General features: G+C 73.5%; 15 protein-coding genes. 9 read left to right on the forward strand and 6 right to left on the reverse strand.

Annotated features, from left to right (window positions below; all coding sequences use genetic code 11):
* Positions 1 to 181: 181 nt before the first annotated feature.
* The 4 genes from FRADC12_RS34990 to FRADC12_RS18160 form a co-directional block, all read right to left on the reverse strand.
* A complete protein-coding gene (locus tag FRADC12_RS34990; RefSeq protein WP_232303874.1) occupies positions 182 to 946 on the reverse strand; it encodes an MmcQ/YjbR family DNA-binding protein in 765 nt (254 codons plus the stop codon).
* 154 nt (positions 947 to 1100) lie between these two features.
* Positions 1101 to 3938 (reverse strand): WD40 repeat domain-containing serine/threonine protein kinase, encoded by a 2838-nt coding sequence (locus FRADC12_RS18150; RefSeq protein ID WP_084010941.1) that lies wholly within the window; start codon positions 3936 to 3938, stop codon positions 1101 to 1103.
* A gap of 361 nt (positions 3939 to 4299) precedes the next feature.
* Positions 4300 to 6378, reverse strand: a complete 2079-nt coding sequence (locus FRADC12_RS18155) for an ArnT family glycosyltransferase (protein ID WP_045877549.1) — start codon at positions 6376 to 6378, stop codon at positions 4300 to 4302.
* 125 nt (positions 6379 to 6503) lie between these two features.
* A complete protein-coding gene (locus FRADC12_RS18160; RefSeq protein ID WP_045877550.1) occupies positions 6504 to 7181 on the reverse strand; it encodes an acyltransferase in 678 nt (225 codons plus the stop codon).
* A 404-nt stretch (positions 7182 to 7585) separates the two neighbouring features.
* On the opposite strand from FRADC12_RS18160, the gene FRADC12_RS18165 reads away from it, so the two are divergent.
* From FRADC12_RS18165 to manB, 9 genes are all read left to right on the forward strand, one after another.
* On the forward strand, positions 7586 to 8527 hold the full coding sequence (locus FRADC12_RS18165) for a glycosyltransferase family 2 protein (RefSeq protein WP_045877551.1): 942 nt from the start codon (positions 7586 to 7588) through the stop codon (positions 8525 to 8527).
* 58 nt (positions 8528 to 8585) lie between these two features.
* Positions 8586 to 9716: a glycosyltransferase family 4 protein gene (locus FRADC12_RS18170; RefSeq protein ID WP_045879792.1), complete on the forward strand. Its 1131-nt coding sequence runs from the start codon at positions 8586 to 8588 to the stop codon at positions 9714 to 9716.
* Between the two features lie 36 nt (positions 9717 to 9752).
* On the forward strand, positions 9753 to 10736 hold the full coding sequence (locus FRADC12_RS18175; protein ID WP_084010943.1) for a class I SAM-dependent methyltransferase: 984 nt from the start codon (positions 9753 to 9755) through the stop codon (positions 10734 to 10736).
* A gap of 116 nt (positions 10737 to 10852) precedes the next feature.
* Positions 10853 to 11563, forward strand: coding sequence for a class I SAM-dependent methyltransferase (locus FRADC12_RS18180; protein ID WP_045877552.1), 711 nt, complete (start codon positions 10853 to 10855; stop codon positions 11561 to 11563).
* Between the two features lies 1 nt (position 11564).
* A complete protein-coding gene (locus FRADC12_RS18185) occupies positions 11565 to 11903 on the forward strand; it encodes a hypothetical protein (RefSeq protein ID WP_045877553.1) in 339 nt (112 codons plus the stop codon).
* A gap of 13 nt (positions 11904 to 11916) precedes the next feature.
* Entirely contained in the window at positions 11917 to 13155 is a 1239-nt protein-coding gene (locus FRADC12_RS18190; RefSeq protein WP_045879794.1) for a glycosyltransferase family 4 protein, read from the forward strand.
* Between the two features lie 279 nt (positions 13156 to 13434).
* On the forward strand, positions 13435 to 14565 hold the full coding sequence (locus tag FRADC12_RS18195) for a glycosyltransferase family 4 protein (RefSeq protein WP_045877554.1): 1131 nt from the start codon (positions 13435 to 13437) through the stop codon (positions 14563 to 14565).
* A gap of 433 nt (positions 14566 to 14998) precedes the next feature.
* Positions 14999 to 15913, forward strand: coding sequence for a glycosyltransferase (locus tag FRADC12_RS18200; protein ID WP_045879795.1), 915 nt, complete (start codon positions 14999 to 15001; stop codon positions 15911 to 15913).
* A gap of 372 nt (positions 15914 to 16285) precedes the next feature.
* Entirely contained in the window at positions 16286 to 17359 is a 1074-nt protein-coding gene (manB, locus tag FRADC12_RS18205; protein WP_045877555.1) for a mannose-1-phosphate guanylyltransferase, read from the forward strand.
* Positions 17360 to 17462: 103 nt separating this feature from the next.
* On the opposite strand, the gene FRADC12_RS18210 is transcribed toward manB, so the two are convergent.
* Complete coding sequence (locus FRADC12_RS18210) at positions 17463 to 17969, reverse strand: nitroreductase family deazaflavin-dependent oxidoreductase (protein ID WP_232303875.1); 507 nt, start codon at positions 17967 to 17969, stop codon at positions 17463 to 17465.
* 119 nt (positions 17970 to 18088) lie between these two features.
* Positions 18089 to 18892 carry a thioredoxin-like domain-containing protein gene (locus FRADC12_RS18215; protein ID WP_045879797.1) on the reverse strand — a complete coding sequence of 268 codons (804 nt, stop codon included), beginning with the start codon at positions 18890 to 18892 and terminating at the stop codon, positions 18089 to 18091.
* Positions 18893 to 18912: the final 20 nt, after the last annotated feature.

An 18912-nucleotide genomic window follows, 5' to 3' on the forward strand; every position in this document is an offset into this window, starting at 1 on the left:
CGGATCTTCGGCGGCTGCTGGTCGCTGGAACCAGCGTGATCACCAAGAGGGCGTGGGGTAACTGGGCGTCGAGTCATGCCTGATGACTGGGAGACGGCCAGAATCGACGACCACTGGGCAGGACTGGGACGTTCTGGGCGGCTCGGCACGCACGCTCCTCTGGGGCGCGCTCGCGGGGACATCACAGAGCGGGGCGAGACCTCCGCCTGGGGCGCGGCTGGGTGAGCTGGTCGCGAGGCGGGCCGGTCTCCTGGTACGGAGGCTTGTTGGCGGGGCGGTAGCGCAGGCGCCCGGCTCCGTCGGAGGTGCGCAGCGCCTCCAACCAGGTGAGGGCGACGGCGGCGACCTGGATCAGCTCAGCCCGCAGTTCGGCTGGGTCGGCGTTCTCGAGCATCGCCTTGGCGACCTCGCCGACCTCCTCGACGAGCACCGGCAGTCGCACGGCGTCCGGCATCGCCGGGTTCAGGATCGACCTCGCCCCATGCTTGGCGTGCGCCCGCGCGACCTCCGCCTCCACCTCGGCCACGATCTCGGCGCTGATGACCGGCGCCGACGGGGCGGACGGCGGCGTCGTGGGCGGTGCGGTGGCGGTGGCCAGCCAGGCGGCGGCGCGGCGCGGGGACGCGCGGGCGAGCCAGGCGTCCTGGACCACCTCGGCGAGCTCCGCGTAGGGCAGCTCGGCCAGTCGCGAGGCCTGGACGAGCACCGAGAGATGCCCGTCGAAGTGCGGGGTCGTGAAGAACGGTGACGCCGTGTCGCCCACCAGGGCCTGCTTGTCCGCCTCGGAGCCGACCCAGAAGATGATCACGTCTTGGTACCGCTCGCCGGTGGACGGGTCGACAGCGTCCGGCCGCGGGGCGCGGAAGAAGACGAACGACTTGCCGCCGACCTGGTAGACCGGGTTCTCGCCGCCGCCGTGCTCGACCTTGACGTGGGGCATGCCCATCGCCAGCTCGTGCACGTCCTCGACGCGTGCGGGGTCCGGCGAACGGGCCGCGTCGGACGAACGGGCTGGGCCAGGTGCAAGGGCCGCTTCAGACGAACGTCGCGTCATGCGCCGAGCGTAGGCAGCTCGCCGGCCGAGGGCCGTGACGGGCCCGTCAGCAGGCGGGCCGGTAGGGGATCTCGGGGACGTATCGCTGCCACTGGGTCGAGTTGAGCTGGTGGGACCGGTCGCGGCAGGCGACGGCGGTCAGCGCGTCGTCGGACAGCGGGGTCAGCCGGGCCGTGCGGTCGGCGGAGCCGGTGAGCAGCGACTGGCCGTCCGGGGTGAACACGACCGACTCGACCCAGTCGGTGTGGCCGCCCAGGACGCCGGCGGCGGTGGGCTGGCCGGGAGCCGTGAGGTCCCAGAGATGGACGGTGTCGTCGCGGCCGGCGGTCGCGAGGCTGCGGCCGTCGGGGCTGAACGCGACCGCCAGCACCCAGCGCGGGCCGGCCGGGATGGTCGCGACGGCCCGCGGATGGGCCGGTTCGGTGACGTCCCAGAGCCGTGCCGTGCCGTCATAGCCGGCGGTGGCGAGCTCGCGGCTGTCGGGGCTGAACGCGAGCGCCCAGACGTAGTCGGTGTGACCGGTCAGGGTGGCCAGGAGTGCCGGGCCGCTCGGGTCGCCGAGGTCCCAGAGCCTGGCCGTGTGGTCGGTGCTCGCCGTGGCGAGCAGCCGGCCGTCGGGGCTGAACGCCACCTGCCGGACCCAGCCGGTGTGGCCGGTGAGCACGGCGAGCTGAACCGGGTTGGTGGGGTCGACGACGTTCCAGATCCGCGCGGTGTCGTCGTAGCCGGCGGTGGCCAGCAGGTTCCCGTCCGGGCTGAACGCCACCGAGGTGACGTAGCCGTCGTGGCCGGCCAGACTGGCGACCTTGCTGGGCTGGGCCGGGTCGCTGACGTCCCACAGCGTCGCGAGCCGGTTGTAGCCGGCGGTGGCCAGCAGGTTCCCGTCCGGGCTGAACGTGGCGGCGGTGACCCAGCCGTCATCCTCGTCGATCACCCCGAGCGGGCGGGAGGCCGCGGGGTCGCGGACGTTCCAGAGACGGATGCTGCCGTCGGCCGACGTCGTCGCGGCAAGCCTGCCATCGGGGCTGACGGCCACCCCGAGTACGGCGCCCGTGTGCCCGGTCAGCGAGGTCGCGGCAAGGGCCGCGAACGAGGTGCGCAGGCCGGCGCGGGCCGCCGGGGCCGGGCTGATCCGGAACGCGGCGAGGCTCAGCGCGTCGGCGAGCGTGGCGTCGGTCGAGCGGACCCGGTCGGCGGCGGCGGCGACGTCGGTCGCGACCGACGCGGGAGTGGGGCTCTGCGCGGGCCCGCGCAGCAGGACGATCGGGATCATCACCCCGATCAGCAGCACCGCGAGCAGCGGTGTCACCAGCAGCGACGCGTGCCGCAGCCCGTCGCGCCAGGTGCGGCGTGCCTTGGCGGCGGCGGTCGCGGCGGCGGGCGGGACCGGCTCGCCGTCGACGCGTGGGCGGATCAGGGCCCGCAGGGCGGCCGCGAGGTGCGCGGCCTGGCTGCTGGCCGACTCGGGCCTCGCCGCGGCCGGCTCGGCGGCGCCGGTGGCGACGGCCGGTCCGGCCGAGGCGTCCCCGGAGTCGGAATGCGGATGTGGGTCGGTGTCCACCAGGGCCGTGGCGGCCCCGGGCAGCGCCCCGGAGCGGATCGCGTGGCTGACCACCGGATCGAGATGGGTCTGCGGGCCCATGCCGACGAGCTGGAGGAACAGCTCCTGGGCGGTGGGCCGGTCGGCCGGGTCCTTGCGCATCGCGTGCGTGACGATCGGTCGCAGCGCCGGTCCGAGCCCGTCCAGGTTCGGCTCGGTGTGCACCACCCGGTACAGCTGCACCGGCGTCGGCCCGTCACCGAAGGGCAGCACCCCGGTGCCCGCGTAGGTCATCAGCCCACCCCAGGCGAAGATGTCCGCCGCGGCCGTGACCGGCTGGCCGTTCGCCTGCTCGGGCGCCATGAACGCCGGGGTGCCGATGCGCTGGATGTCGTGGCTGAGCACCCCGTGCGCGTCGGTCGCCTGGGCGATGCCGAAGTCGATGACCCGCGGGCCGAGCGCGGAAAGGATCACGTTCGACGGCTTGAGGTCGCGGTGGACGAGCCCGGCTCCGTGGATCGCGGTCAGCGCGGCGGCGACGCTGACCGCCAGCCGCTCCAGGTCGCCGGTGCGCAGCGGGCCGCCGGCCAGCACGGCCCGGGTCAGCGTCAGGCCGTCGATGTACTCGGTCACCAGGTAGGGCGGGCCGTTCGGCGGGTCGACGACCTCCAGCACCTCGGCGGTGCAGAACCGGGAGACCCGCCGGGCCACGTCAGCCTCGCGCAGGAACCGGGCCCGGAACTCGGGCAGCCGCGCCAGGTCGGCCCTGATCATCTTGATCGCGACCAGCCGCAGCTCGCCTTCGAGGCCGTGCGGCCCGATCGCCGTGCCCGCCCCCGCGACGCCCAGGTAGACGGTGCCCATGCCGCCCTCACCGAGCCGGCCGACCAGCTGGTAGTCGCCGAGCTGCTCCGGGTCGTCCGGGGCCAGTGGCTCGGCGGCGACGGCTCCGAGTGGGTACGTCGGATTCGTCGGGAGCGTGAGCTGTTGCGGCAGAGCCGGCGCCGGCTGGGCCAGGATGGGCGCGCGGCGCGGCGCGGTGAGCCCGAGGGCGGCGTGCGCGGCGGTCTGCGGCGCCGCCACCTCGCCGGGCGCGGCCGCGGTGGGCTTGGCGGGAGGCTCGGCCGTGCGAGCGAGTTGAGCCTTGGCCGCGGTGGCGTCGACCTTCGCCCCGGCGGTGACCTTCTCGACCGCGACGCTCCCAGGCGTGCCGTTCCCGGCCCGGGCGTGCTCGGTCGAGCCCCGCTCGGTCGAAGCGTTCCCGGCGGTCGCGGCCGTGCCGTGGGACGGCGGCTGGGCGGGTGCCGCCGGGACGGCGAGCGCCTGGCGCTGGTTGCGGCGCACGGACCCCCCCGACCGAGCCGGCAGACCTCTCCCGACAGGTCCTCAGTCTGCGACCCGGCTCCTGACGTCGTACCGCCACCGGTCAGTTGCTGAAAGTAGTTCCAGTTTGCGCTCCAGCTGGAGTTGGCCGGCTACCCCGCGCGCCCTGGGCGGATCCGTGACCATCAGGCAGGAGTCGGTGGCCTCACGACCCACCTGGGGGCGGGCCAGGCGCCGAGTCCTGCCGGGTGGCTGAGAAAGGCCAGGGGCGACGACCGGCAGGGATGACTCGACGGGCGGGCTCTGCGCGACCTGGCCCGGGTGCCCTGGCGCGCGCTGGTTCCCCGTCCGGTGCGTCGCCGCTCGAGGGGCAGCGGGCGGCTCAGCCGCGTCGGTGCCGGTGCGCGCCAGGTGTACGGGGTGCGGCTGGCTCGCCGGGCGGCACCGGTCCCGTCCCGGTGCCCGTCGTCGGGGTTGCCCCGACTGATGGCGTGGCCCCGACCGACGGCGTGGAACCGGCTGTTGGCGCGGCCCCGGCGGTCGGCGTGGAACCGGCTTTCCGGGTGGCGGCCGGGTCGGTGCCGTTGCCGGACGGGTGGTGGTGACCCGCGCTGAACCAGTCGTAACCGCTCGGGTCGCCGGCGTGGCCGGCGATCAGGTCGCCGAGCGGGACTCCGCCCGCGGCGGCCGGCTCGCCGGGGTCGCGCGGGTCGGGGCGGGCCGCGAAGACGACGGCCCAGCCGACGGTGACGACGATGCCCAGCGCCAGCAGCCCGAAGACGATCTCGACCGCGGCCACCGGCCACGGCGACCAGGTGAGCATTCCGTCCAGCCCGGTCCGTAGGCTGCCCTTCGGGCCCTCCCACCAGCGTGGGAAGACGGCCCGAACCGCCAGCGCCTGCATGACGATGGCCGCGGCGAGCACCAGCGGCGGGGTGAACCGGGTGAACCGCCCCAGGGACGCGGCGCCCGCGCCGATGACGACGCTGAGCGCGGCGAGCCCGGCGAACAGGTAGCGACCGGAGACGCCTGAGACGTAGAACGTCTGGTGGAAGTGCAGCGCGGACTGCAGCGTCATCAGGGCGAACAGCCCCACCGTCGGCCACAGCATGCAGAGCAGGTCGGTCCGGCGGTCCGGCCGGCGTGCCTGGACGACGGCCACGGCTACCAGGACGGCGACGAGCGCGGTGCCGACCCGCGCCGCGAGCTCGGGGACGTTGACCTCGAACCAGCCGAAGTCGCCCCACCACCGCAGGATCGTCCCGTTGACGAGCACGTCGGTGAACTCGGCCCAGCCGGACAGCTTCGTGCCGGGGACGAAGCCCGGCGTCGACGGCTGGAACGTGTGGTAGCGCACCAGGTTGACGACGAACCACCAGGCACCGGCCGCGAGCGCGGCGAGTGAGCCGAGCACCAGTGGCCACCAGGGGAACCGAGCGGTCCTGGCGGGCACAGTCGGGTCGGTCGCGGCATCGGCGAGCAGGAACGGCGTGTCAGCCACCGCGGCGGCCCGCCCGGCCGCCGGTGCCGCGGCGGCGTCCGAGCCGGGCGCGAGCTCCTGAGTGCGGGCGGTCGCCTGCCGGGCGCGCCGCCAGGCCAGCAGGTAGGCGGCCACCGCCAGCGGGACGAACACCACCCCGAGCGACTTCGAGAACATCGCCAGGCCGATGAACAGCCCGGTCCACAGGCCGGTGCGGTTGGATGTGTCGCCGCGTAGCACGAAGCAGATCGCGAGCGTCGCGAGTGATCCGGTCAGGACCAGCAGGGCGTCGTTGTTCACGCTCGACCCGACGTGGGTGAGCATCGGGATGCCCAGTGGCACCAGCGCGGCGACCCGGCTGCCCGCCCGGCTCTCGGTCAGCCGGTCGGCGCAGGCCCAGGCCAGGAGCGGAAGCGGGGCCACCATGAGCACGCTCATCAGCCGCAGCAGCCCGATGACCAGGTCGAAGCGGAGGTCCTGCGGGGCGCCGGGCAGCGCCTTGAGCAGGCCGGCGCCGACCAGGTAGTAAAGCGGCGGGTGCTGCATCATCTGCTGCACGTCGGGCTGCGGCTGGCCGGCCTTGGGCAGCTCGCGCCATTCGGGCCGGTCGGCGCGCGGGGTGGCTTCGGCCTTGCTGAACGGACCGGGGATCAGTAGGTAGGGCTTGGCCCGGGTGCCGACAGGGGCCGCGGCGAGCGAGCCGGTCGTCTCCGGGGAGACCGTGGCGTGCCCGACGGGTGGCCAGCCCTTGCCCTCGGCCAGCCGCATCACGGCGTCGACGTGATGCGGCTCGTCGGGCGCGTGGTAATGCGGGACCAGTACCGACCAGCTGCTCAGCAGCAGCGTGAACAGCACCGTGATCAGCCAGATGGGCGTCGGCACCCGGCGCAGCACCCGCCACGGGCGCAGCCGGATCTCGGGCCGCAGCAGCGCGCGGGCGACCGTGATCTCCTGCCGGCGGACTGTCACGACTGCGGACACGCTGAAGACCCCCGAGACGACGGACGCTTGCCATCGTAGGGGCGCGGCAGCCCGTTGACCTCGCCTGTTGTCACCCGATCCGCCCTATGAGCACGCAACGTCCCGGGGTGCCGCGTCAGCTGGGCTCAGTTCCAGGCGTCGGCGGTGCCGACTCCCTTCGCGGGCGAGCCGGCGACGATGGTCTTGGCCGGGACGTCCCTGGTCACGATCGCGCCGGCGGCGACGATGGCGCCCTCGCCGATCGTCACGCCCTTCAGCACGATCGCGCCGGCCCCGATCCAGACATGGTCCTCGATGACGATCGGCGCGCTCTGCGGCTGCGGCACCCCGTCGACGACGATCGGGTGGAAGTCGTTGTCCATGAGCTGGGTGTTCCACGAGATCGTGCAGTGCTCGCCGATCGACACCCGGTCCCGGACCAGGATCTTGGCGAAGCCGTTGATGTTCGTGCCGTGCCCGATCTGCAGCAGGCCCGAGTCGACGACGACCCGCACGCCGCGCTGCATCGACACGACGCCCTCGCAGCGCAGCCGGCCCTCCGGGTGCACCCGCACCACCGAGGCGTCGTGCTTGCTGGACAGGCCGAACGACCCGAGGCCGACGCGCAGCACCCCGTCGCCGGGCCTGAACTCGAACCGCTCGTGGCCCTCGATGATGGTGCGTGAGCCGGTCCAGATCGGCTTGCCGTAGGCCAGCGGGTAGCGCAGCCCCGTGACGAACGCGGTCGCCGAGGTCTCGCGGCCCCCGTACAGGGACCGGACGTGCTGGACGTACTCGCGTAGATCACTCCTGAACGCACCCACCTTTCCACAGTAGGCGCCGGGATGGCGGCCCGGCTCACCGGGGCCGGGTGACCTGGCGCGACCGCGAGACGGCCACACGTCGACTACACTGCGTTGCGCTAACTAGGCCATAGCGTGTTCACGGACCGCCCAACGTCCTGAGTCGCCTCACACCGTGTCACGCTGCAGGGGCCACCGCCACGCGCGTGCCAGAGTTCGTCTGTGCCACAAGTTCGCTTGGGCCACCCGGGGCCACCTGCCGGCCGGGCCGGCTGAAGCCGGGGCCGGGGTTCGGCCGTCCGGGGCCCGCTGCGGGCAGGGCGCCGCACCAGGCCTCGCAGGGCGCAGGCGGCACAGTTCCACATGCGACCGGGAGTCAGACCGACGTGAGTGTCAGCGCAATCCGCCAGCCGCAGCCATCGGACATGTCTCTGATCACCAAGCCCGGCGGCGACGAGCAGTTCTCGATCCAGCGCGACGCGCCGTACGTCACGGTCGTGCTGCCCTGCTACAACGAGCAGGACCACGTCGTCCTGGAGCTCGAGCGGATCACCGCGGCGATGGACGCGAGCCGGTACAGCTACGAGCTGCTGGTGATCGACGACAAGTCCACCGACGGCACGCTGGCGGTACTGCACGAGGTCGTGCCCAGGTTCCCGAAGATGCGGCTGATGCCGTTCCGCCGCAACGGTGGCTCGGGTACGGCCCGGCGGATCGGCACCCAGGAGGCGCGCGGCCAGATCGTCGTCTGGACCGACGCGGACATGACCTATCCGAACGAGCGCATCCCGGAGTTCGTCAAGTACCTCGACGACAACCCGGACGTCGACCAGGTCGTGGGCGCCCGCAAGACCGAGGAGGGCACCCACAAATGGGCCCGGGTGCCGGCGAAGTGGTTCATCCGCATGGTCGCCTCCCGGCTGGCCGGGATGAGGATCCCGGACCTGAACTCGGGCCTGCGGGCGTTCCGGCGCGAGGTCTCGCTGCCCTACCTGCGGCTGCTGCCACCCGGGTTCTCCTGCGTCACGACGATCACAATGGCGTTCCTGTCCAACCAGCACCCGGTCGACTACATCCCGGTCGACTACGCGAAGCGGGCCGGGAAGTCGAAGTTCCACCCGTTCAAGGACGCGCGTCGCTACATCCTGCAGGTCCTGCGGATGGTGATGTACTTTGACCCGATCAAGGTGCTGATGCCGGTCGCGTTGTGGATCATGGGCCTCGGCTTCGTGAAGCTCATCTATGACGTCATCCGCTACAACTTCCACGTCACCACGTCGACGGTGCTGGCGATCCTGGTCGGCTTCCAGATCGCGGTACTCGCGCTGATCGGCGACCTGGTCGCCCGCTCCCGTGGCAGCAACTGACGGGACGGGCCCGGCCGGGAGCGGCCCGGCCGCCCGGCCCGGCCCGGCCCGGCGGCGGATCACGATCATCGGGCCGACCCACCCGTACAAGGGCGGGATCGCCCAGCACACCACCGAGCTGGCCCACCGGCTGGCGGCCCGGGGCCATGACGTACGGGTCGCGTCCTGGTCGGCGCAGTACCCGGCGCGGCTCTACCCGGGCCAGCAGCGGGTCGAGGCGCCCGAGATGGAGCCGTTCGCGCCGACCCGGTACCCGCTGTCGTGGCGGCGGCCCGACGGCTGGGTCCGGCTGGGCCGCCGGCTGCGGGCCGAGGCCGACGTCGTCGTCCTCGTGGTGGTCACCCCGATCCAGGCACCGGCATACCTGGGCATCCTGACCGGCCTCGGCGCGCGGGGCGGCCGGGCCGGCTCGCCCGCGGTGGTCGCGCTCTGCCACAACGTGCTGCCGCACGAGCGCCGGGCCGTCGACGAGCCGCTGACCCGGGCCGTGCTGCGCCGCGCCGACGCCGTCCTGGTCCACACCGAGGCCGAGGCCTCCCGTGCCGCGACGCTGACCACCGCACCCGTCCGGGTCGCCGCGATGGCGCCGCACCTGTGGGCAGCGGAGACCCGTCGGGTCCACCCGGCCGAGTCCAGTCCCGGCGCCCGCCCGGTTGAGCCGAGGCGCCGGTTGCTGTTCTTCGGTCTGGTCCGGCCCTACAAGGGCCTGGACGTGCTGCTGCGGGCGCTGGCGGACGGGCCCGACGGTGTCGCGCTGACCGTCGCCGGCGAGTTCTGGGGCGGCGCGGAGCGGACCCGGGCACTGGTCGTCGAGCTGGGCCTGGCCGACCGGGTCGAGCTGCGGCCCGGCTACGTCGACGCGGCCGAGGTTCCGGGCCTGTTCGCCGCAGCCGACGCGCTGGTGCTGCCGTACCGGGCCGGGACCGCGTCGCAGAACGTCGACCTCGCGCACCTGCACGGCCTGCCGGTTGTCGCGACGACCGTCGGCACCCTCCCGGCGGCGGTCGCCGACGGCGTCGATGGCCTGTTGGTGGCACCGGACGACCCGGCCGCGCTGGCCGCCGCCCTGCGCCGGCTCTACGAGCCGGGCGTGCTGGCCGCGCTGGCGGCGAAGGTCCGGCCTCCGGACACGGCCGGCGGCTGGGATCGGTATCTCGACGTCCTGATGGGTGCCGTTCGAGTGCAATAGGTAAGCGTTTGAGAGCGCTTCGTACTCTCACCGATTGTGAGAGCATCGACACGTAGTGCGTCGGCGGGGCGGGCGCGAACCCGTCGAGCCAGGACACGGACGGGCGCCTGGGTCCCGCGCGGGCGAGAGGCGCGGGCGTCGCAGGGACGGGACGCCCCGAAGCGCGGGCGCCAGCTGGCCTACTCCGAGCTGGAGCCGCGGTCGCTGGACGAGTTCACCCGGCGGCGCAAGGCCCGCAAGCTCATCGCCGTGCTCGCGCACTTCCTCGGGCGCGACGTCGAGGGGGCGCCGGCGCTGGCCGGGCTGCGCGTGCTGGACATTGGCTGCTCCGCCGGGTTCATCTGCGACGAGCTCGCCGCGGCCGGAGCCGAGGTGACCGGCGTCGACATCGACTCGGCCGGGCTGCGCCGGGCCAGGGCCCGGTTCGCCCGCCGGGCCAGGTTCATCCAGGCCGACGGCCTGGCGCTGCCACTGGCCGACGGCAGCGTGGACGTCGTCGTGCTGAACCACATCTACGAGCACGTGGTCGACGCGGACATGCTGTTCGCCGAGGTGCGCCGGGTGCTGGCCGAGGACGGGGTCGCCTACCTCGGGCTGGGCAACCGCCTCGGGATCATGGAGCCACACCACGGGCTGCCGCTGCTGTCCTGGCTGCCGCCGGGCCTGGCCGACCGGTACCTGCGGGTGGCCGGCCGCGGCGAGCACTACTACGAGCGCTACCGCGCCCGGCCGGGCCTGCGCCGGATGCTCGCCCGGGCCGGGCTGCGAGCCTGGGACTACACCGTCCCGGTGCTGCTGGCGCCAGAGGCCTTCCACGCCGAGGCCGACCTGCCGCCGGGCGGACCGGCCCGCGGGTTCCTGCGCGCGGTGACAGCGCCCGGCCGGCTGCCGGCGCCGGCCCGGGCCAGGCTGGTCCGCGCGGTCCTGTCGCTGGCCCCGACCTACCTGTGGATCGCCACACCGGGCTCCCGGGGCCCCGCGGGCCACCCCCTGCCTGGCGGTCCCCAGCCGGTCACCTGACGCTCTCGTCCTGGTCCGCGCCGCTACCGACCTGGTCCGCGCCGCCGTGCGCCCCGCCCGGCGCGGCGACCCGACCCGCCACGGCCGCTGATCGGGGCGGCGGGCAGACTGGAGCCATGAGTTCGCTGCGTGACGACACCCTGGCGTACTTCGGTCACCAGGTGCACGTGATGCGCCGCCGCGAGGTCGGGACCCTGCTGGGCTGGGCCGGCGACCTGGCCGGGCGCACCCTGCTGGACGTCGCCGGCGGTGATGGGTACTGGGCCGGCCAGGCGATCCGCCGCGGTGCCCGCGCCGTCTGCCTCGACCTGGCCCGCTACAAGCTCGAGTTCGGCCAGAAGCTGCGCGGGCACCCGGGCCTGGTCGAGGGCGACGCGCTGGCGCTGCCCTTCGCCGACGGCTCCTTCGACGTCGTCATGTCGGTGTGCGCCATCGAACACTTCGACGACGGAGCCGCCGCGCTCGCCGAGATGGCCCGGGTGCTGCGCCCGGGCGGTGATCTGGTGATGTCCGCCGACGCGCTCACCCGGGCCGAGCGCTGGCCCGACAAGCTGGCCCACCACCGCGAGCGCTACCACGTGAAGCACGCCTACCCGGCCGAGGCGCTGACCAAGCTGCTCGACGCCGCCGGCCTGGACGTGGAGCGCCAGACGCACATGTTCCGGTCCCAGCGGGCCGAGTGGCTGTACATGACGCTGTCCGCCAAGGGCGGCAAGGCGGGCTGGAACGCGGCCGCGCCGCTGTCCCCGCTCGTCGCGCTCGCCGACCGGCGGACCCCCGACGACGGCGGCAGCGTGGTGCTCACCCACGCCCGTCGGCGGGCCTGAGGTGCGCGCCCAGCGAGCGCTCGCCATCCTGCTGACCGTGCTGTTCTTCGCGCTGGTCATCTTCGGGCTGGGCGCGCTGTTTGCGATCTTCCATCACCGGGTCTGGGGCTACGTCGTCGGCGCGCTCGCCTGCGCCGTGATGGTCTACGCCGGGATCAGCTCGCTGCGTGGGTCCGACGCCCCCGGCCAGCGGTCGGGTCCCGGCAGCACAGCGAACGGCGCCGGGGGTGGCAAGCCCGTTGGCAAGGGTGGCGCGGGGCGCAGGACCGCTGCTGGTGACCGCCCGAAGAACTCCCCTGGTGCTGGTTCCGGCCGGCCCGGCCGGGCCAGGCGACGCTGAGGAGGGTCGACCGGTGCGGGTGGGTTTCCTAGTCGAACAGGTACTGGCGCCAGTGCCGGGCGGGACGGGGCGGTACTCGGCGGAGCTGGCCGCCGCGCTGGCCCGGACCGCTGCCCCTGGTGACGGGGTCACCGGCTGGTGCGCCTGGCGCCCGGAACGCCGCGCCGCGCCGCCGAACGGCCCGGTGGCCAGGCTCGGCCGCCAGGTGCTGGACCGGCGCCCGGGCAGCCAGGGGCCAGTGGCGCAGGACGCGGTGATCCCCGGTGTGCTCGGCCCGCTGCGGCTGCCGCTGGCCCGCCGGGCGCTGGCGACGGCCTGGGCCCGCGGCCTCGGCCCGGCGCCGACCGGCGTCGACGTGGTGCACGCCCCGACGCTGCTGGTGCCGCCCCGGCGCCGTGGCACGGCCCTCGTGGTGACGATCCACGACGCCGTCCCCTGGACCCATCCGCGCACGCTGACGCCGCACGGCGCCCGCTGGCACCAGGAGATGGGCCAGCGGGCCGCCCGCACCGCCGACGCGATCGTCGTGCCGACCCAGGCCGTCGCCGCGGACCTGCGCGGCTTCCTGCGGGTGCCCGACAGCCGGGTCCACGTCATCGGCGAGGGCGCGAGCGACGCGGTGCTGCGGGTCGGCCCGGACGCCGACGAGCGGGCCAGGCGGCTGGGCCTGCCAGCCGGCGGCTATCTGCTGACGCTCGCGACGCTGGAGCCGCGCAAGGGCCTGGAGGTCGCGCTCGCCGCGCTCGGGATGCTGACCGGCGGCGCCGTCGACCTGCCGCTGCTGCACGTCGGGCAGCCCGGCTGGGGCGTGCTGGACGCCGCCGCGGAGGCCGCCAAGCTGGGCGTCGGAGAGGGCCGGTTCCGCTCGCTCGGCCGGATCGACGACGCGGACCTGGCGGTCGTGCTGTCACGGGCCAGCGTGCTCGTCATGCCGTCGCGGTCCGAGGGCTTCGGCCTGCCGGCGGTCGAGGCGATGGCGCACGGTGTGCCGGTCGTGGTCTCCGACGTGCCAGCGCTCGTCGAGGTCGCCGGCCCGGCCGCGCTGGTGGTGCCGACCGACAATCCGACCGCGCTGGCCGACGCTGTCAGCCACATCCTCACCAATCAGGCCCTGCGCGCACGGCTGTCGCGGACCGGACGCGAGCGGGCGGAAGGCTATAGCTGGATTGAGGCGGCGCGCGCGTGCTGGGCGCTCTACCGTCGAGTCAGCGGTTTCCCAGCCGTGTCCGTCGCCGGTGACGGGCGGGCGTAGTGTTGCCCCGGTTGTATACGCCGGGCCGGGAGGTCACCTGCCTCGCTCGTCCGCTGACACGGATGGGCAGGCGGCTGTGGTCCCCGAGCCCGTGGCGGGTACGGCCATAGAAGTGGGTTGTCGAGGTGCGGTCGGCTGACGCGCGCTCCTCGGCGGCCTGACCTCTCGCGCATGGCCCGCCCGCGTGGTTGCGGCGGTCCGGCGCGCAGGACCAAGCTGGGCTACTGACCCGGATACAGATTTCGAACAGGCAGACGTCTCTGGGTGGGAAGGAGCGCCGTGGGACCCCGGGTGCTCGTCGACGCCACCGCGGTTCCGGCGGATCGCGGCGGTGTCGGGCGGTATGTCGATGGACTGGTCGCCGCTTTGGGCGCGGCCGGCGCCGATCTGGCGCTCGTGTGCCAAAGGTCGGACGAAGAGCGCTACAGCCGGATGGCTCCGGATGCCACCGTTCTGTCAGGTCCGTCGGCGATCGCGCACCGTCCGGCGCGTCTGGCCTGGGAACAGACCGGTCTCCCCCTGGTGGCCGAGCAGGTTGCCGCCGACGTGATCCACTCGCCGCACTACACGATGCCGCTGCGCGCGCAGCGTCCGGTGTGCGTGACGATCCACGACGTCACGTTCTTCACCGAGCCGGAGATGCACACCGCCGTCAAGGGAACCTTCTTCCGCTCGGCGATGCGCACGGCCGTCCGCAAGGCCGACCGGATCATCGTCCCGTCCAAGGCGACGCGCGACGAGCTCGTCCGGGTGCTGGACGGCGAGTCGACCACCACCGACGTCGCCTACCACGGCGTCGACACGGCGACCTTCCACCCACCGACGGAGGAGGACAAGCGCCGCGTGCGCATGCGCCTCGGCCTCGGCGACCGCCGGTACGTGGCCTTCCTCGGCATGCTGGAGCCGCGCAAGAACGTCCCGAACCTCATCCGGGCCTGGGCCGAGGCGGTGCACTGGCGCGACGAGCCCCCGGCGCTGGTGCTCGCTGGCGGATCCGGCTGGGACGACGAGGTGGACGCGGCGGTCGCCGCCGTGCCCAGCCATCTGCGGGTGTTGCGGCCCGGCTACCTGCGCTTCGCTGACCTCCCCGGCTACCTGGGGGGTGCCGAGCTGGTGGCCTACCCGTCGCACGGCGAGGGCTTCGGCCTGCCCGTTCTCGAGGCGATGGCCTGCGGCGCTCCGGTGCTGACGACGCCCCGGCTGTCGCTGCCGGAGGTCGGTGGCGACGCCGTTGCCTACACCCAGCCGGACGTCGACTCGATCGGCCGCGAGCTCGGCTCGCTGCTCGACGACACCGAGCGGCGCACGCAGCTGTCCGCCGCGGGCCTGGCCCGCGCCGGCGAGTTCACCTGGGCCGCCAGCGCCGACGCCCACCTGGCCAGCTACGCCCGCGCGGTCGCAGAGGCCTGACGGTCGGCGGGCGCGGAGCGCCCGCCGACCGTCAGGCCGGGGTCGGATGCGGCGATCGGCCGGAGACGGCGCTTCGCGCCTCCGGCCGCTCTGCCTGGGTCGGGCGCTGAGCGCCCTCCCCAACCCTGTATCGAGGTGGATGCGGCGATCGGCCGGAGACGGCGCTTCGCGCCTCCGGCCGCTCTGCCTGGGTCGGGCGCTGAGCGCCCTCCCCAACCCTGTATCGAGGTGGATGCGGACGTACGGGGTCGGCCGCTGTCCAGGGTCGGGATCTTGGTCGCCTATCGCTCAGGATCCTGGTCGCGTGGCGCTCGGATCTTGGTTGCGTTTCGCTCGGGGAATTTAGGATGAGGCGGACCGCGAGATGGGTGGGTCTGGGCGCGGGTTACCTTCGTTCGGGGGTTCGCGGGGTCGTCGGGAAGAGGCGCTTGTGGTGAGTGTTGAGCCGGAGATCCGGGTTGTCGTGGTGACCTTCCGGTCTGGCGACATCATCGGGAACTTCCTGGACACCCTGGCCAAGGCCACCTCGCGCCGCTACGAGGTCGTCATCGTCGACAACTCGCCCGAGCTGGACGCCCGGACGGCGGCCGCGGCCGAGCGCCCGGAGGTCCGGCTGGTCCGGCCGGGCCGCAACCTCGGCTACGGTGCCGCCGCGAACCGTGGTGCCGCCGGTGCCCGCGGTGGGTGGGTCGTCGTCTCGAACGCCGACATCTCGTTCAGCCCCGGCTCGCTCGACGAGCTGATCGAGGCCGGTGAGCGCTGGCCGAGCGGTGGCGCCTTCGGGCCGGGGATCATCAACCCGGACGGCGCTCTCTACCCGTCGGCCCGCGACCTGCCGTCGCTGGGCCGCGGCGCCGGGCACGCGCTGTTCGGCTGGTTCTGGCCGACGAACCCGTGGACGGCCTCCTACCGGCGGGAACGCGGCACGCCGGCCGAAGCGACGGCCGGGTGGCTGTCCGGCTCGATCCAGCTGCTGCGGCGGGAGGCGTTCGAGTCGGTCGCCGGGTTCGACGAGTCGTACTTCATGTTCATGGAGGACGTCGACCTCGACCGTCGCCTCGGCCTCGAGGGGTGGAGCAGCGTCTACGTGCCCGGCGCCGTAGTCGAGCATCTAGGTGGGCACTCGACCAAGCGGACGTCGCGGCGCATGGTCGTGGCCCATCACCGCAGCATGGCGCGCTACCTGTGCCGGCAGTACTCGGGCCCGGCCTGTCTGCCACTGCGGGTCGCGCTGACGGTGGGCCTGGCCGCCCGGCTGCTGGTCGCGCTTGCCGCCGCCAAGGACAGCGCCGGCGCCCGCACCACCCGCGCGGCGGCGGACGTGCTGCCGGCGTCCCGCCGCCCCTGACAGGTTGGCATCGCCGCGGCGAGCCCGACCTGGTGGCGAGGCTGTGGATGCCGCCCGTTGGTGGAACCGCCAGGCATGAGAAGGCCGACCGGATCCGGATCCCGGCAACTGGCTGGTGGCACAGGGGAACGGCCGGTGTTCATCCGGTTCGTTGGTGTTCCGGTGGACATGCCCGGTCGATGAGTGCGATCCTCAAATAGTTGCTGGCTATCTGTGGTCGAAGGGTTTCGTAGCGAGACAATGATGCATCTGACGGGTTCAGGTTGTGGCCGATGAACCGCATACGGCTATGAGGTTGCGCTTGCGGGGCGATCGCCTCGACTTGGGAAGGCGCCGGCATACCCCGGTTCCTGGTCTGGGAAACTTGCCGGCATGGACGCAGTGATGCTGGTGGGGGGCAAGGGGACCCGGCTTCGGCCCCTGACGATGTCAGCCCCCAAGCCGATGCTCCCGGTCGCCGGGGTGCCCGTCACCGCCCACATGCTCGCGCGCGCCCGCGACGCCGGCATCGACCGCGTCGTGCTCGCCACCTCGTACAAGGCCGAGGTGTTCGAGGAGTACTTCGGCGACGGCTCCGCGTTCGGCCTGGAGCTGGCCTACGTGACCGAGACCGAGCCGTTGGGTACCGGCGGCGCGATCCGCAACGTCGCCGGTTTCCTGCGCTCCAAGCCAGACGGCCCGGTGGTCATCTTCAACGGTGACATCCTGTCCGGCCTGGACATCGCGGCGCTCATCGACCGCCACCAGACCGGCGGTGCCGCGGTGACGCTGCACCTGACCCAGGTCGAGGACCCGCGCGCCTTCGGCGTCGTCCCGACGGACGAGGCCGGCCGGGTGACCGCGTTCCTGGAGAAGACCCCGGACCCGCCGTCGAACCTGATCAACGCCGGCTGCTATGTCTTCAGCCGCTCGGTGATCGACGAGATCCCGGCTGGCCGGCCGGTCTCGGTGGAGCGGGAGACGTTCCCGGGACTGCTGGCGGCCGGCGTGGCTATCACCGCCTACGCGGACAGCACCTACTGGCTGGACCTGGGCACCCCGGCCGCGTTCGTGCGCGGCTCCTGTGACCTGGTGCAGGGACGGATCGCGTCGTCCGCGCTGCCCGGGCCGGTGGGGGAGGCGCTGGTCCTCGGCGGGGCCACGATCGCCGCCGACGCCAAGCTGTGCGGCGGCGCGACGGTCGGCGCCGGCGCGACGGTCGGTGCCGGCGCGACCATCGACGGTGCAGTGCTCTTCGACGGCTCCTCGATCGGCGACGGCGCCGTGGTCCGCGACTCGGTGGTCGGCCGGGACGCGGTGATCTGCGACGGCGTCCTGCTGGAAGGGGTCGTCGTCGGCGACGGCGCGCGCATCGAGCCCGGCAACGAGCTGCGGGCCGGGATGCGGGTCTTCCCGGGTGCGACGCTGCTCGCCGGCTGCGTCCGGTTCAGCTCCGACAAGGCCTGAGCCACGTTCCGGCCGCCAGGTTGATGATCGCCGCCCCGGCCGCCGGGGGCCGTGGGCAACTCGTCCCGGGGCCGAAACGGCGATCAGGCCTGGGCGGCGGCGTTCAGGACGGGCGCGGGTCGAGGCGGAAGATACGCAGGACGCGGCCCTGGTCGGTGCTGGGGTCGTTCATCTTCTGGTACTCGGCGTAGCCGGGCCAGAAGGCGGTGAGCCTCGGCCAGATGGCATCACGCTCGGCGCCGTCGACGAGCCGGGCGCGCAGTTCCTGCCGCCTGCCGTGGTGGACGACGGCGACGTCCGGGTTCGCCAGCAGGTTCGCCGTCCAGGCTGGATGATCAGGCCGGCCGTAGTTGCTGCCGACCAGCCAGAAGCCGTCCCCGTCAGGCATGGTGGCGAGCGGGGTCTTGCGGGCGAGCCCGGACTTCGCCCCGGTGTGCTCCAGCATGACCATCGGCAGCATCATCTGCCCGATCATCACGCGGCCGCCGCTGACCTTGTGCAGCGTCTTGTCGAGCTTCGGCACGATCGCCGGCCCGACCCGCTGGAATGCCGGGTGCAGCGAAAGCCCCTGCGCCATCCGGCCGAACCGAGTCCCTGGACCGATCTTCATGCGCCGGATGATAGCCGGGCCGGGTGATCAGGACCGGCAGCCGTCGGGCGCCCGACGGCGAACGCCGAAGCGGCCTTCGACCGCACCGGTCGAAGGCCGCTCCGGCGCTTACCGCGGGGTTAGGGAGCGGTCGTCGCGCCGTTCATCGTCGGGGCCGCCGTCGGGACCTGGGTGCCGGCGCCGTTCATGTCGGGGATCGGGCTGTTCTCCGTGACGTTGAGCGTGCCGCCGGAGGCGCCGGACTCGGGCGCGGTGGGCGAGTCCCACGTCGCGCCCTCCAGGCTCGGGTTCGCGTGCTGCTGGACGAACTCGAACACGGCGTCCTGGGAGACCGCGCCGCAGCGCTGGGTGCGGTCCCAGGCCGTGAGGACGAAGTGGCGGTTGTCCGGGAAGACCGAGCGGGTCCACGGGACCGCGATGAACCGGCTGCCGGCCTCGCCCGCGACCTTCTGCAGCTCGGTGATCTGAACGGTCGGCAGCTTCGAGTCGTACCAGCCGATCACGAAGCCGTGCTCCAGGTTGTGCACCGCCCGCTCGATCCTGATGCCCGAGGCCGGCGTGTAGAAGTGGACCGCGTCCGGCAGCGGGTCACCGTCGTGGTTGCCCGAGGACGGCGGGGACTGCGGGTAGTTGACCGTCTGATCGGCGGTGACGTGCGTCTGGCCGACCTGGCGGTCGTTGACGGTGCCGGCACAGTTGGCCGCCTGGGCCGCCGCCGTCGGGGCCGCCACGTAGCCGACCTTGTGGCTCGCCGACTTGCTCCTGCTGCTCCCGACGCTGAGCGTGACGACGACCGCCAGCACCACGACCGCGAGAACACCCGCGGTCCCGTAGATCAGGAACGCGCGCCGGCGCTCCTTGCGGGCCTGCTCCCGGCGCAGCGCCTCGAGGCGGGCGTTTCGTTCGGCGGTCTTCTTAGCCACGGTGTCGCATCCTACGGGCC

Origin of the sequence: Pseudofrankia sp. DC12 (assembly GCF_000966285.1) — a bacterium.
Taxonomy (GTDB): domain Bacteria; phylum Actinomycetota; class Actinomycetes; order Frankiales; family Frankiaceae; genus Pseudofrankia.

Coding starts and splice junctions, on each gene's coding strand:
- FRADC12_RS18165 (WP_045877551.1), top strand. CDS start 7,586: ATGTCTCTGATCACCAAGCCCGGCGGCGACGAGCAGTTCTCGATCCAG.
- FRADC12_RS34990 (WP_232303874.1), bottom strand. CDS start 946: ATGGGCATGCCCCACGTCAAGGTCGAGCACGGCGGCGGCGAGAACCCG.
- FRADC12_RS18210 (WP_232303875.1), bottom strand. CDS start 17,969: ATGAAGATCGGTCCAGGGACTCGGTTCGGCCGGATGGCGCAGGGGCTT.
- FRADC12_RS18180 (WP_045877552.1), top strand. CDS start 10,853: ATGAGTTCGCTGCGTGACGACACCCTGGCGTACTTCGGTCACCAGGTG.
- manB (WP_045877555.1), top strand. CDS start 16,286: ATGGACGCAGTGATGCTGGTGGGGGGCAAGGGGACCCGGCTTCGGCCC.